Origin of the sequence: Amycolatopsis sp. NBC_01488, from assembly GCF_036227105.1 — a bacterium.
Classification (GTDB): Bacteria; Actinomycetota; Actinomycetes; order Mycobacteriales; family Pseudonocardiaceae; genus Amycolatopsis.
The window spans coordinates 7,184,334-7,197,282 of record NZ_CP109434.1 but is presented as its reverse complement, the minus strand read 5'-3'; the positions used below and the strand labels follow the sequence as shown (position 1 = coordinate 7,197,282).

The 12,949-nt window shown below is 72.8% G+C and carries 15 protein-coding genes; 7 read left to right on the top strand and 8 right to left on the bottom strand.

What is annotated here, in order from left to right; all coding sequences use genetic code 11:
- Position 1 precedes the first annotated feature (1 nt).
- Positions 2–1,039: an LLM class F420-dependent oxidoreductase gene (locus tag OG738_RS34070; RefSeq protein WP_329047258.1), complete on the bottom strand. Its 1,038-nt coding sequence runs from the start codon at positions 1,037–1,039 to the stop codon at positions 2–4.
- Positions 1,040–1,126: 87 nt separating this feature from the next.
- Between OG738_RS34070 and OG738_RS34065 the strand changes: the two genes are divergently transcribed.
- The 3 genes from OG738_RS34065 (at position 1,127) to OG738_RS34055 (ending at position 3,415) form a co-directional block, all read left to right on the top strand.
- Positions 1,127–2,095: an aldo/keto reductase gene (locus OG738_RS34065; RefSeq protein ID WP_329047257.1), complete on the top strand. Its 969-nt coding sequence runs from the start codon at positions 1,127–1,129 to the stop codon at positions 2,093–2,095.
- 91 nt (positions 2,096–2,186) lie between these two features.
- Positions 2,187–3,194, top strand: a complete 1,008-nt coding sequence (locus OG738_RS34060) for a YncE family protein (protein WP_329047256.1) — start codon at positions 2,187–2,189, stop codon at positions 3,192–3,194.
- Positions 3,191–3,415, top strand: coding sequence for a DUF5703 family protein (locus tag OG738_RS34055; RefSeq protein WP_329047255.1), 225 nt, complete (start codon positions 3,191–3,193; stop codon positions 3,413–3,415). The genes OG738_RS34060 and OG738_RS34055 overlap by 4 nt, the downstream gene beginning before the upstream one ends.
- Before the next feature lie 29 nt (positions 3,416–3,444).
- Here the strand turns inward: OG738_RS34055 and OG738_RS34050 are convergent, their stop codons facing one another.
- From OG738_RS34050 to OG738_RS34030, 5 genes are read right to left on the bottom strand one after another with little or no spacing between them, the layout of a single operon-like run.
- Positions 3,445–4,191 carry an SRPBCC family protein gene (locus OG738_RS34050; protein ID WP_329047254.1) on the bottom strand — a complete coding sequence of 249 codons (747 nt, stop codon included), beginning with the start codon at positions 4,189–4,191 and terminating at the stop codon, positions 3,445–3,447.
- Complete coding sequence (locus tag OG738_RS34045; protein WP_329047253.1) at positions 4,181–4,780, bottom strand: ArsR/SmtB family transcription factor; 600 nt, start codon at positions 4,778–4,780, stop codon at positions 4,181–4,183. Before OG738_RS34045 ends, OG738_RS34050 begins: the two co-directional genes overlap by 11 nt.
- A gap of 31 nt (positions 4,781–4,811) precedes the next feature.
- Positions 4,812–5,705 carry an alpha/beta fold hydrolase gene (locus OG738_RS34040; RefSeq protein ID WP_329047252.1) on the bottom strand — a complete coding sequence of 298 codons (894 nt, stop codon included), beginning with the start codon at positions 5,703–5,705 and terminating at the stop codon, positions 4,812–4,814.
- Positions 5,705–7,027, bottom strand: a complete 1,323-nt coding sequence (locus OG738_RS34035; protein ID WP_329047251.1) for a M20/M25/M40 family metallo-hydrolase — start codon at positions 7,025–7,027, stop codon at positions 5,705–5,707. Before OG738_RS34035 ends, OG738_RS34040 begins: the two co-directional genes overlap by 1 nt.
- 45 nt (positions 7,028–7,072) lie before the next feature.
- On the bottom strand, positions 7,073–7,726 hold the full coding sequence (locus tag OG738_RS34030; RefSeq protein ID WP_329047250.1) for a GntR family transcriptional regulator: 654 nt from the start codon (positions 7,724–7,726) through the stop codon (positions 7,073–7,075).
- Between the two features lie 117 nt (positions 7,727–7,843).
- Here OG738_RS34030 and OG738_RS34025 point away from each other — a divergent pair, with 117 nt between their 5' ends.
- The 4 genes from OG738_RS34025 to OG738_RS34010 all read left to right on the top strand — a co-directional run bounded on the left by OG738_RS34025 (position 7,844) and on the right by OG738_RS34010 (position 12,002).
- Positions 7,844–8,599 (top strand): HpcH/HpaI aldolase family protein, encoded by a 756-nt coding sequence (locus tag OG738_RS34025; protein WP_329047249.1) that lies wholly within the window; start codon positions 7,844–7,846, stop codon positions 8,597–8,599.
- Positions 8,596–9,918, top strand: a complete 1,323-nt coding sequence (locus tag OG738_RS34020) for an MFS transporter (protein WP_329047248.1) — start codon at positions 8,596–8,598, stop codon at positions 9,916–9,918. The genes OG738_RS34025 and OG738_RS34020 overlap by 4 nt, the downstream gene beginning before the upstream one ends.
- Positions 9,915–10,706, top strand: a complete 792-nt coding sequence (locus tag OG738_RS34015) for a carbon-nitrogen hydrolase family protein (protein ID WP_329047247.1) — start codon at positions 9,915–9,917, stop codon at positions 10,704–10,706. Before OG738_RS34020 ends, OG738_RS34015 begins: the two co-directional genes overlap by 4 nt.
- Before the next feature lie 120 nt (positions 10,707–10,826).
- Complete coding sequence (locus OG738_RS34010; RefSeq protein ID WP_329047246.1) at positions 10,827–12,002, top strand: CaiB/BaiF CoA transferase family protein; 1,176 nt, start codon at positions 10,827–10,829, stop codon at positions 12,000–12,002.
- Here OG738_RS34010 and OG738_RS34005 read toward each other — a convergent pair.
- A complete protein-coding gene (locus tag OG738_RS34005) occupies positions 11,987–12,154 on the bottom strand; it encodes a hypothetical protein (RefSeq protein ID WP_329047245.1) in 168 nt (55 codons plus the stop codon). The genes OG738_RS34010 and OG738_RS34005 overlap by 16 nt on opposite strands.
- Positions 12,151–12,906, bottom strand: a complete 756-nt coding sequence (locus OG738_RS34000) for an HpcH/HpaI aldolase/citrate lyase family protein (RefSeq protein WP_329047244.1) — start codon at positions 12,904–12,906, stop codon at positions 12,151–12,153. The genes OG738_RS34005 and OG738_RS34000 overlap by 4 nt, the downstream gene beginning before the upstream one ends.
- Positions 12,907–12,949 lie beyond the last annotated feature (43 nt).

The window sequence follows — 12,949 nt, the reverse complement described above, 5'->3', positions numbered from 1 at the left end:
GTCAGGCCACCCCCGCTGTCTCGAGCGCCTCGACGGCGGTGCGCAGCGCGGCCGCCGCGTCGTCGGTGTACGGCGACACCGACAGGGTCGTCACGCCGGCTTCGGCGTATTCGGTCATCTTCTCCGCTATCCGTTCCTTCGGGCCCAGCAGCGACGTCGCGTCGAGGAACTCCAGCGGCACCGCCGCCATCGCCCCCGCCCGGTCGCCGGCCAGGTACTTCTCCTGTACGTCGGCGGCTTCGGCCTCGAAGCCCATCCGGCAGGCCAGCCGGTTGTAGAAGTTCTTCTCCCTGCTCCCCATCCCGCCGAGGTAGAGCGCCGCGTACCCGCGGACGGCGTCCGCGCAGGCCCGCCAGTCGTCGCCGGGCACCAGCGGCACGCTCGGGGCGACGTCGAAGCCGTCCAGGCTGCGCCCGGCCCGCTCCGCGCCGGCCCGCAGGTGCGCCAGCTGCTCCCCCGCGTGCGCCGGCGAGAAGAACACCGGCAGCCAGCCATCGGCGATCTCGCCGGTCAGCTCGAGGTTCTTCGGGCCGATCGCGGCCAGGTAGAGCGGGATGTGCTTGCGCGCGGGCCGGACGGTCAGCCGCAGCGCCTTGCCCGGGCCGTCCGGCAGCGGCAGCGTGAAGTGCTCGCCCTCGAACCGCACCCGCTCCCGCCGCAACGCCGAGCGCACGATCGAGGCGTACTCGCGGGTGCGGCCGACCGGCGAGCTGAACCGCACGCCGTGCCAGCCCTCGGACACCTGCGGGCCGGACACGCCCAGGCCCAGCCGGAACCGGCCGCCCGAGAGCGTGTCGAGGGTCGCCGCGGTCATCGCGGTCATCGCCGGCGTCCGGGCCGGGATCTGCAGCACGGCGGCGCCGACGTCGATCCGCGACGTCCGCGCCGCGATCCAGGTCAGCACGGTCACCGCGTCCGAGCCGTACGCCTCCGCCGCCCACACGACCGCGTAGCCCAGCTCGTCCGCCTGCCCCGCCAGCGCCAGGTTCGCGGGGTCGTTCCCCGCTCCCCAGTAGCCGAGGTTGAGTCCGATTCGCACGATGCCAGACCCTAACGGGGGCCCTTGACCGCGACACGACTCACCTTGGTCAGGTCCGGACGGGGGGGCCCACTAGGCTCGGCGGTCGTGGAAAAGCGACTGCTCGGCCGCTCGGGACTGCGCGTCTCGCGGATGGCGCTCGGCACCATGACCTGGGGTGGCGACACCGACGCGGAGGAAGCGGCCAGCCAGCTGGTCGCCTTCGTCGACGCCGGGGGCACCCTGGTGGACACGGCCGACATCTACGGCGAGGGCGAGAGCGAGCGGGTGCTCGGCTCGCTGCTCGGTGACCTGGTGCCGCGCGACGACGTCGTCCTCGCGACCAAGGCGGTCGCCCGGCGCACCGACGGCCCGTTCGGCGGCGGCGCCTCCCGCGGCGCCCTGCTCACCGCGCTCGACGGCTCGCTGAAGCGGCTCGGCACCGACCACGTCGACCTGTGGCAGCTGCACGCCTGGGACACCTGCGTGCCGATCGCCGAGACCCTCGCCACCCTGGAGTACGCCGTGACCAGCGGGAAAGCCCGCTACGTCGGCGTCTCGAACTACGCGGGCTGGCAGCTGGCAACGGCCGCCGCCGGCGCCGCCGCGGTCGCGCCGATCGTCTCCACCCAGGTCGAGTACTCGCTGCTGGAACGCGGGGTGGACCGCGAGGTCGTCCCGGCCGCCGAGCACCACGGCATCGGGCTGCTGCCCTGGGCACCGCTCGGCCGCGGCGTGCTGACGGGCAAGTACCGCACCGGCACGCCCGCCGACTCCCGCGGCGCGAACAGCGCGTACGCCGGCTACGTCGAGCACCACCGGACCGACCGCGCCGCCCGGATCGTGCAGGCGGTCGCGACCGCCGCCGACGGGCTCGGCACGTCGCCGCTGGCCGTGGCGCTCGCCTGGGTCCGCGACCGGCCGGGCGTCGTCGCCCCGGTCGTGGGCGCCCGGGACACCGGTCAGCTCACCGGCTCGCTGACGGCGGAGGAGATCACCCTGCCCCCGGCGATCCGCTCGGCGCTCGACGACGTCAGCGCGATCGACGTCGGCTACCCGGAGCGGTGGCCGCACTAGGTGTCTGTTGGGTGACATGCACGTGACGGCAAGACGATCGTGGAGGATGCTGGTGGAGACCGTCCGTCGAGGGACACCTGGAGGCCGCAACGTGCGTCGGTTCGCCGCCGTGTCGTGGATCGCGATCCCGCTCGCCGGTGTCCTGGCGCTCTCGGGCTGCTCGTCGGCCAAGTCCGACAGCGACGACCTGCAGATCGTCGCGAACCCGGTGGCGGCGAAGCCGGCGGTCTCCCCCGCCGTGACCGTGAAGCCCGCCGGTCAGGTGCTCGCCACCGGATCCGTCACGGCTCTCGCCGTGGCGCAGGGAACGCTGGTCGTGGCCCTCGCTCAGCCGCCGTCTTTGCGGTTGTACGACCTGAACGCGCTCGCGTCTCCGCCGGTGAATATGCCGTTATACGGCACGGCGGAGAGGCTGACCGTGTCGGCGGGGCGGGTCGAGATCGCGGAGCCGGCTCAGGGTGTGGTGCAGCAGCTGACGTTGCCGGACCGGAAGCTGACCGAGACGAAGACGGGCGGGCAGCCGGCGTCGAGCATCGCCTACGGTGCCGGCCGGCTGGTCGCGATGGGGGCGGCGAAGGACATCCAGGTGCTGCCGGCCACCGGTCCGGCGCGGACGATCGGCGGGCAGCTCTACAGCGCCGACGACGTCGTCGACACCGGGAAGGGTGTCGTGGTCCTGGATCGGCTGCGGACGGCGGTGTTCTCGGTCGACGTCGCCGCCGGGAAGGTCAACGAGGGCCTGCGCGCCGGCGACGGGGCCGCGAACGCCGTGGCGGACTCCTACGGGCGGGTGCTGGTGACGGACGCGCGGGCGGGGGCCCTGCTGGCGTTCTCGGCCGACCCGCTGATCCTGCGGCAGCGCTACCCGGTGGCCGGGGGCGCGTACGGGATCGCCTACGACGCTCAGCGGAGCCTGGCCTGGGTGACGCTCACCGGGCGCAACGAAGTGGTCGGGTTCGACGTCCGCGGCGGCGAGCCCGTCGAGAAGTACCGGTTCCCCACCGTGCGCCAGCCGGACTCGGTCGGGGTGGACGAGAAGAGCGGCCGGGTGTTCGTCGGCTCGGCCGCCGGAGAAGGGACCCAGGTGATCCAGCCATGACAGCGGTCAGCGAGGCGGTGGTCGAAGGGGATTGGGAGTATCGCCGTCTGCACCTCCCCCCGGGCGTGTCCCGGCGTGCGGCGGCGATCCAGCTCTCCATCCACGCGGAGTTCGCGGGCTGGGAACTGCGCACCGTGCGGCTCTACGCCGACGGCACGCGCCGGGTCTGGCTGCGCCGCAAGAAAACGAAGGAGAGCCTGCCGGCCGGGCTGCCGACGTGAGGGGCTGAAGAGCACCTTCAGCCCACCGCTCACCCGAACACGCGGTTCAGCCAGTCGCCCCAAGCCTTCTCCTCGGCCTCGGCGTCCGCGCCCGGGGTGAAGACGTGGTGGGCCGCGACCATCGGGCCGTGGAAGCCGCGCAGGAACCGGATCATCGCGTCCGTGGTCCGCACGCCCGCCGTCTGATCGTTGACCGCGTAGACGACACCTTCCGCGGGCGCGCGGCCGTCGAGCGAGATCCGCACCCGGTCGCCCTCGGCGGGTCGCGAAGACAGGCCCAGCGCCCAGCCGAGCCGGGTCCACGCCCCGGCCCAGTCCCCCACCGGCGGGCCGAACGCCGTGACCGGCACCGCGACGCGGCCGGCGAAGTGGGTGACGTACTCGACGAGCGTGCGGAAGAACATCTCGCCGCCGGCGGCCATCGCCTCGAACTCGTCCGCCCAGTCGTCGCCGGGCAGGAAGCCGCTGGTCACGCAGCGGATCACCGAGCTGCCGCCCGCGCGGCCCTCGATCAGGAACTCGTAGGCGATCGTCCGGCCGTCCGACGCGAGGTCGCTGCCGTAGACCAGCTTTTCCAGCGGGTCCCACTCGCGGATCCGGTACTCCGGCCGGTAGCCGCCGAACGCGCCGCGGACGACGCCGCCCGTCCCGCCCTCGACCTCGTTGCGGCCCATGAACCACGAGTCGATGCCGGGCCCGGTCGCGATGGCTTCCCACAGCTGCTCCGGCGTGGCGTCGACCGCCGCGGTGTCGGTGCGCTCGAACTCATGCCCCATGGGCGGTCTCCTCGGGAACGGCGGGGTGGACGGCGACGACCACCCGGTACTGGCGGCCCTTTTCGGCCGTCTCGTCGTGGTACTTCCCGACCAGCGTGGTGAGCGCCGTCGTCAGCTCTTCGGCGAACGCGGCGCGGTCGGCGGCGGAGGCGAACCGGACCTCGCCGTCGAGCGCGAAGGTCGCGACCCGCTGCCGAGCCTTCGCGGCGCCGGTGATCAGCAGGCCGACGTCCCGCACGAGCCGGCCCGCGACGGCAAGCAGCCAACGCGCCGAAAGCCGGTCGGGCGACTGGGCCGGGTCGGGCTGCACCGCGGCCAGCGCCGTCGGCGAGATGACGTACGACGACGCCGTCGCGCGCATCATCCGTTCGGTGACGTTGCCCTTCCGCCGCTCCTCGACCAGCTCCACCAGGCCGTGGGCCTCGAGGGTCCGCAGGTGGTAGTTGACCTTCTGGCGCGGCAGGTCGACGCGCGCGGCCAGCATGGTCGCCGAGGCGGGCTCGGCCAGTTCGGCCAGCAACCGGGCCCGCACCGGGTCCAGCGACACCTCGGCCGCCGACGCGTCTTCGATCACCGTCACGGAGAACATGCGCCCAGCATCGAGCCGAAAAGAGTAGTTGTCAAGAACTCTCATCTTGTCGGTACGAGGCGTTGACCAGCGCGACGACGCGCGGCAGCACCTGCGGCGCGGCTTCCAGCGGCACGACGTGCCCCACGCCGGGCAGTACCACGGCCGTCCCGCTGTCGAGGCCGCCGACCCACTGCTCGACGTCGGCGGCGCGGACGATCCGGTCCCGCTCCCCCACGATCGCCGTCACCGGCAGGCCGCTCACCTGCGTCAATGCCGCCTCGCGCGCGTAGGCGTCCAGCGCCGGGCGGAACAGCGAGACCGTGTGCGGCCAGTTGCCGCGGATCATCTTCACGGTCAGCTCGACCAGCTCCGGGTCCGGGTCGTCGCCGAAGAGCCACCACCGCAGGCCCGCGCTGACCGCCCGGCTCGTGTGCTCCCGGACCACGCCGAAGAGCTTCGAACCGAGCACCGCCTCGAGGTCGCGGGCCAGCTTCCCCAGCGCGTTCGGCCAGGTCGCCGACACCTCGGTGGCCAGCTTGCCCGACGACGTCGCGAGCAGCACCAGCCCCGAAACCCGCGCCGCGAACAGCTCCGGGTGCCGCTGCGACAGCGACATGATCGCCAGGCCGCCCATGTCGTGCCCGACCAGCACCACCCGGCCGGCCGGGACCTCGCCCGCCAGCAGCTCGGCGAGGTCGTCGCCGAGCTGCGCCATCGTCGCGGTGCCGCGCCGCGCCCGCCCCGAGCCGCCGTGGCCGCGCTGGTCGTAGGTCAGCACGGCCACCGGCCCGTCGGCCGCGTCCGGCACCAGCGGCGCGATCCGGCCCCAGCTGCGCTGGTCGAGCGCATAGCCGTGGACGAACACGACGGTCACCGGCGCGCCCGGATCGCCCCTGCGGACCACCTGCAGGGACGTGCCGTCGGCGAGCGCGAACGCGGTCATCAGGACGTGCGCAGGAACCGGTCCAGCACGCGGGTGCCGAACTTCAGCGCCTCGACCGGGACCCGCTCGTCGACGCCGTGGAAGAGCGCGGAGAAGTCGAGGTCGGCCGGCAGCTTGAGCGGCGCGAACCCGAAGTTGCGGATGCCGAGGTCCTGGAACGACTTCGCGTCGGTCCCGCCGGAAAGCATGTACGGCAACGTCTTCGCGCCCGGATCCTCGGCGAGCACGGCGGCGGTCATGGCGTCGACGATGGCGCCGTCGAACGTCGTCTCGACCGGCGGGAGCTCCATCCACTCCTTCTCGATGTCCGGGCCGAGCAGCTCGTCGAGCTCGCGGTCGAAGGCCTCGAGGCGCCCCGGCAGGATCCGGCAGTCCACGGCGGCTTCGGCGACCGACGGGATGACGTTCGACTTGTACCCGGCGGTGAGCATCGTCGGGTTGGCGGTGTCGCGCAGGGTCGCACCGATCATCCGGGAGATGTTGCCCAGCTTGGCGACCGAGCCCTCGAGGTCGTCCTCGGGGAAGTCCCAGCCGGTGATCTCGGTGACGCCGGCCAGGAACTCCTTCACGGAGTCGGTGAGCACCAGCGGGAAGCGGTGGTTGCCGAGCTTCGCCACGGCCTCGGCCAGCTTCGTCACCGCGTTGTCGCGGTGGATCATCGAGCCGTGCCCGGCCGTGCCGCGCACACGCAGCTTCATCCAGCGGATGCCCTTCTCCGCCGTCTCGATCAGGTAGGCGCGGACGTCGTCCTTGAGTGTGATGGAGAAGCCGCCGACCTCGCTGATCGCCTCGGTGACGCCCTCGAAGAGGTCGGGCCGGTTCTCGACGAGCCACTGCGCGCCGTACTTGCCGCCTGCTTCTTCGTCCGCGAGGAAGGCGAAGACGAGGTCGCGCGGAGGGACGACGTTGTGCAGCTTGTAGTGGCGGGCCAGCGCGAGCGCCATCCCGCACATGTCCTTCATGTCGACCGCGCCGCGGCCCCAGACGTAGTCGTCCTGGATCGCGCCCGAGAACGGGTGGACCGACCATTCGGACGGGTCGGCGGGCACGGCGTCGAGGTGGCCGTGGATGAGCAGCCCACCCCTGGACCGGTCGGCGCCTTCGAGCCGGACGATCACGTTGTGCCGGTTCTTCCCGCCCGACTCGACGTACGTGATCTCGTAGCCGGCGTCGGTCAGCTTCTCCGCGACGTACTCGGCCGCCGCCCGCTCGCCGACCAGCGTGTCGGGGTCGCCGGTGTTGGTCGTGTCGATGCGGATGAGCTCGCTGGTCAGCGTGACGGCCTCGGCCGCGGCGGCTTCGATCAGGTTCGGTTCGGTCACCGGCCATTCCTATCATTCGGGTGGCCGGTACCGCTGCGGGTGGGATCAGCCGCGGTCGAGCGCCGAGACCACTTCCGACACCGGGCGCAGGTGCTGGTTGAGGATCCTCAGCGCCTCTTCGGCGTCGTGCGCGTCCAGCGCCGCCACCAGGGCGCGGTGTTCGGCGTCGATCACCGGCAGCCGCTCCGGCCGGGCCTCCAGCGCCCGCACGGCGACCCGCTGCTGCCGCGAGCGCAGCGTGTCGTACAGCTCGGTCAGCACGGAGTTGCCCGCCGCGTTGACGATCGCGCGGTGGAACGAGCGGTCCAGGCCGGACACCGCGAACCAGTCGCGGGCCCTCCCGGCGCGGTCCATCTCCTCGATCAGGCCGGCCATCTCCGCGGGCGCTCCGGCCCGGACCGCGCAGACCTCCGCGATCGCGTGGCCCTCGATCAGCCGCCTGCTCTGGTAAACCTCCTCGAGCTCGCGCGCGGTGACCGTGCGGACCTGCGCGCCCTTGCGCGGCAGGAGGCTGATGAAGCGCTCGGCCTCCAGGCGGTGGAACGCCTCGCGGACCGGCGTCCGGGACACCCCGACCACGCCCGACACCCACTGCTCGTCGAGGAACCGGCCCCCTTCGAGCTCGCCCGCGATGATCCCGTCGCGCAGCCAGGCGTACACGCGGTCCCGCGCCGGCCCGGCCGGTGCGCTGGTCGTCATGCCGCTCCCCTCGTCGTCCGGGGGCCAGCTTAGCGTCTGGACCCACCGATATCCATCGTGTATACACGGTGCACACAACGACCGGAGCTACCGTCGTCCGTGCGCAGGAGGTTCCCGATGTCCCCAGTCCCCGCCGACCGGCGCTACGCCGTCTGGCTCTCCGATCCCTCGTTCGCGGCGGCCGAGATCGCCCGCGGGATCGGCTACGGCGCCGCCGTCCTCGACATCGAGCACGGCGCGTTCGACCTGGCCGACCTCGAGCGGTTCGTCCCGTTCCTGCGCGCGCTCGGCCTGGAGGTGCTGGCCAAGGTCCTCGGCCCCGAGCGCGGCCCGATCCAGCAGGCCCTCGACTTCGGCGCCGACGCGGTCGTCATCCCGCACGTCGAGAACGCGGCCCACGCCAAGGCCGTCACGGCGTTCGCGAAGTTCCCGCCGCTGGGCGACCGCAGCTTCGCGGGTGGCCGGACCACCGGCTACCGCGGCTTCACCGACGAGTGGGTCGCCGAGCAGGACCGCGGCACCCGCTGCCTGCCGATGATCGAGGACGCCGGCGCGCTCGAGGACATCGCCGAGATCCTCGCGCTCGACACCGTGGACGGCGTCTTCGTCGGCCCGTCGGACCTCTCGCTGCGGCGCGAGCGGGGTGCCTACACCCGCGGGCCCGGCGACTTCGCCGACCTGGAGCGCGTCGCCGACGCGGCCCGCGCGGCCGGGAAGCCGTGGGTCCTGCCCGCGTGGAGCCGGGCGGAGAAGGAGTTCGCCCTCGCCCACGGCGCCGGGCAGCTCGCGCTGACCATGCAGCACGGCGCGCTCGCCGCCGGGCTCACCGCGGCCTTCGAGGAGACCACGTCGCTCGCGAAGCAGGCCCGATGACGACCGCGGAGCGGACGAAGAGCCGCACCGTCGGCCGCACGCGCTGGGCGATCGCCGGCGTGCTCGGCGTCGGCTCGTTCGTCAACTACGTCGACCGCGTCAACCTGTCCATCGCCGGGCCCGAGATGATGCGCGAGTTCCACCTCAGCGCGGCTCAGCTCGGCGTCGTGGCGTCGGCGTTCCTCTGGACGTACGCGGTGCTGCAGCTGCCGATCGGCGCGATCATCGACCGGATCGGCGTCCGCTGGGTCAACCGCGCCGCCGCCGTCCTGTGGGCGATCGCGTCGTTCCTGACGGCGTCGGCGGGCGGCCTCGGCCTGCTCCTGTGCTCGCGCCTGGTGCTCGGCTTCGGCGAGGCGCCCACCATCCCGGCGGGCTGGAAGGCGATCGGGCAGTGGTTCCCGCGGTCCGAACGCGGCCGCGCCACCGCGATCTTCGACGGCTGCGCCAAGATCTCCAACGTCCTCGGCATCCCGGTGATGGCCTTCCTCGTGACGGCGTTCAGCTGGCACGCGGCGTTCGTCTTCACCGGCGTCCTGAGCGTCGGCTACCTGCTCGTCTGGTGGCTGCTGTACCTGACGCCGAAACAGGCACTGGCCCGCGGGCGGCTGTCGCCCGAGGAGTTCGCGTACCTGCGCGAGGGCGGCGCGGACGACGAAGACGCGCCGACACCCAGTTCCCTCACCGGGCTGGGTCACCTGCTGCGCCGCCGCAAGACCTGGGGCCTCGCGCTCGGGTACGCGTCCTACACCTACGCGTACTACGTGCTGCTGACCTGGCTGCCCGGCTACCTGGAGAAGCAGTTCGGCGTGAAGCTCCTGGCGGGCGGCTTCTACACGATGATCCCGTGGCTGGTCGCGGTGCTCGCCCAGTTCCTCGTCGGCGGGATCGTGCTGGACCGGCTGATCGCCCGCACCGGCAACGAGACGAAGGCGCGCCGGATCGTGCTCGTGACGAGCATGCTGGTCTCGCTTTCGGTGGCCGGCGCCGCCTACGCCGGTTCGGTCGCGGTGGCGCTGGTGTTCCTGTCGGTCGGCGCCGCCGGGCTCGCCGTGTCGGTGCCCGCCGGTTCGAGCATCGTCGCGGTCATCGCACCGGAAGGCTGTTCCGGCACGCTCGGCGGGCTGGTCAACTTCGTGGCCAACATGATCGGCATCGCCGCGCCGATCGTGACCGGTGCCGTCGTGGACGTGACTGGCTCCTTCGCCGGCGCGTTCCTCGTGACCGGCGTGGTGCTGCTCGCCGGGATCTTCTGCTACACGGTCGTGCTCGGCAAGCTCGACCGCATGCCCGATCCGCCCCGGAAGGAAATCGCATGACGCACGTGGCTCTCGCGCAGTTCGCGCCCGGCGACGACAAGGCCGCCAACCTCGCGCTGATCACGAAGCTGGTGGGCGACGCGGCCGACCGCGGCGCCCGGGTGGTGGTGCTGCCCGAGTACGCGATGTTCACGGTCCCGGCGATGGACCACCGGTTCGTCGACTCCGCCGAGGCGCTCGACGGCGAGTTCGTCACGGGCCTGCGCTCGCTCGCCGCAGCGCGGGGCGTCACGATCGTCGGCGGCATGAACGAGCGCCTCGACGGTTCCCGGATCTCGAACACGCTGGTCGCAGCCGGCCCAGGCGGCGTGACAGCGCGGTACCGCAAGATCCACCTGTACGACGCGTTCGGCTTCCGCGAGTCCGACGTCGTGCGCGCCGGCGAGATCACCGAGCCGGAGACGTTCGAGGTCGACGGCGTCCGCTTCGGCCTCCAGACCTGTTACGACCTGCGCTTCCCCGAAGTCACGCGCCGGCTCGCGGACGCGGGCGCCCACGTCGTGCTGCTGCCGGCGGAATGGGTGCCCGGGCCGCTGAAGGAGTACCACTGGAGCACGCTGATCCGCGCCCGCGCGATCGAGAACACGCTCTACGTCGCCGCGGCGGGCCAGTCCGCGCCGACCGGGTCGGGCACCAGCATGCTCGTCGACCCGATGGGCGTCGTCGTCACGTCGCTCGGGGAGCAGGCCGGCGTGGCCGTGGGCGAGGTGTCCTGGGAGCGGATCAGCGAGGTGCGGACGAAGAACCCGGCGCTGAGGCTGCGGCGGTTCGCGGTGGTGCCGCGCTAGCGGCCTCGAGCTTCGGCACGTACCACGGTCGCGAGTACCTGGTCTACGAGACCGGCGAGCGACTGGCCGGGAACATCGCCATCGCCCGCGCGGTCCGACCCCGGGTGGCAGGATGCGGCCATGCGCTCCCTGCCCCTCGACGGCGTCACGGTCGTGTCCTGCGAACAGGCGGTCGCCGCGCCGCTGGCCACCCGGCACCTGGCCGACCTCGGCGCCCGGGTGGTCAAGACCGAGCGGCCGGGCAGCGGGGATTTCGCCCGCGCCTACGACGAAACCGTCCACGGTCAGTCCAGTCACTTCGTCTGGCTGAACCGGTCCAAGGAGAGCGTGACGCTGGACCTGAAGAGCGACGCCGCGGCGCCGGTGCTGGCGGCCCTGCTGGACCGGGCCGACGTGTTCGTGCAGAACTTCGCACCCGGCGTCGCCGAGCGGCTCGGTCTCGGGGCGGCGGCGATCCGCGCCTCGCGGCCCCGGCTGATCACGTGCTCGGTGTCGGGCTACGGCTCGAGCGGCCCCTACCGCGACGCGAAGGCGTACGACCTGCTCATCCAGTCGGAAGCCGGTCTGGTCTCGGTGACGGGGTCCGCGACCGAGCCGGCCAAGAGCGGCATCCCGGCGGCGGACATCGGCGCCGGCATGTACGCGTTCTCTGGCATCCTTTCCGCGCTCTACGACCGCGAACGCACCGGGCACGGCACCGAGCTGGAGGTCAGCCTGTTCGACTCGCTGGTCGAGTGGATGGGGTTCCCCCTTTACTACGCCGGCTACGGCGGCACGCCCCCGCCGCGCACCGGCACCAGCCACCCGGCGATCGCGCCGTACGGCACCTTCACCGCGGGCGACGGGACCGAGCTGGTGCTGGCGGTGCAGAACGAACGGGAATGGGCGGCGTTCTGCGAGCACGCCGTCGAACGGCCGGAGTGGGTGACCGACGAGCGGTTCGCCACCGGCAGCGCCCGCGTCGCCCACCGCGCGGATCTGGAACGGGAGATCGACGCGATCTTCGCGCGACTGACCGGCGCTGAGCTGGAGTCGCGGCTTCGCCGGGGCCGGATCGCGCACGCGCGCCGCCGCGAGCTGCCGGACGTTCTGGCGCACCCGCAGCTGACGGCGCGCGCTCGCTTCGCGGACGTCTCGACGCCGGGCGGCCCGATCCGGGCCACGCTGCCGCCGATCACGATGCCCGGCCGCGCGCCGCGGATGGATCCGGTGCCGTCGCTGGGCGAGCACACCGACGCGGTGCTGGCGGAGTTCGGCTTCGACGGGGAAGCGTTGCGGCGTCAGGGCGCCGTGTAGCGCATCGCGATCTTGTGCGCTCGCGGACGGCCGGTCTCGACGAACCCGAGCCGGTCGTAGACGTACTCGCCGAGCGCGCTGCGGTTCAGCTGGAAGCGGAACTCGTCGTCGCCGGACTTCAGCCGGCGCAGCGCCACCCGGTGGGCCCTCACTCGCCCAGGATCCGGCGGGCCCTGGCGAGCACCGGCTTGTCCACCATCCGGCCGTCCACAGTGGACGCCGACGCCCCCGCCGTGAGCACTCGCCGGGCCCACTCCCGCTCGGCCTCGCTCGGCGCGAAGCCCGCGCGGACCGGGGCGATCTGACGCGGGTGCACGCACAGCTTGCCACCGAAGCCCAGCCGGCGGGCGTAGCGGACGTCGGCGGTCAGGCGCTCGTCGTCGCGCAGGTCCGTGGTGACGCCGTCCACCGGCGGCGCCAGCCCCGCGGCCGCCGACGCGATCACCAGCCGCGAACGCGCGTAGGCGAACGGCTCCGGATCTTCGGGCGCGACGCCGAGCTCCGCAGCGAGGTCGACGCTGCCGAACGCCAGGCGCGTCACCGACGGGACGGTGGCCAGCTCACCGGCGCGTTCGACGCCACGCGCGGTTTCGACGAGGGCCACGACTTCGCGGAACCCCGCGAGCACGCCGGGCGTTTCCGCTTTCGGCACCATCACCGGGATTCCGCGGGCGGTCACCATGGCCACGTCGGCGTCGAACCAGGGCGTGCCCGGGGCGTTGATCCGGACCATGGCGCGGTGGTGCTCGAGCCAGCTCTCGACGTGGGTGCGCGCGGCGTCCTTGGCCGCCGGGGCGACGGCGTCCTCGAGGTCCAGGAGCACGACGTCGGCGCCGCTCGCCGCGGCCTTGCCGAAGCGGTCGGGGCGGTCGCCGGGCACGAACAGGAACGTGGTCGCGGGCACGGCACCAGCGTAATGCCCTGCGGGTATCACAGCGAGCGGAAAG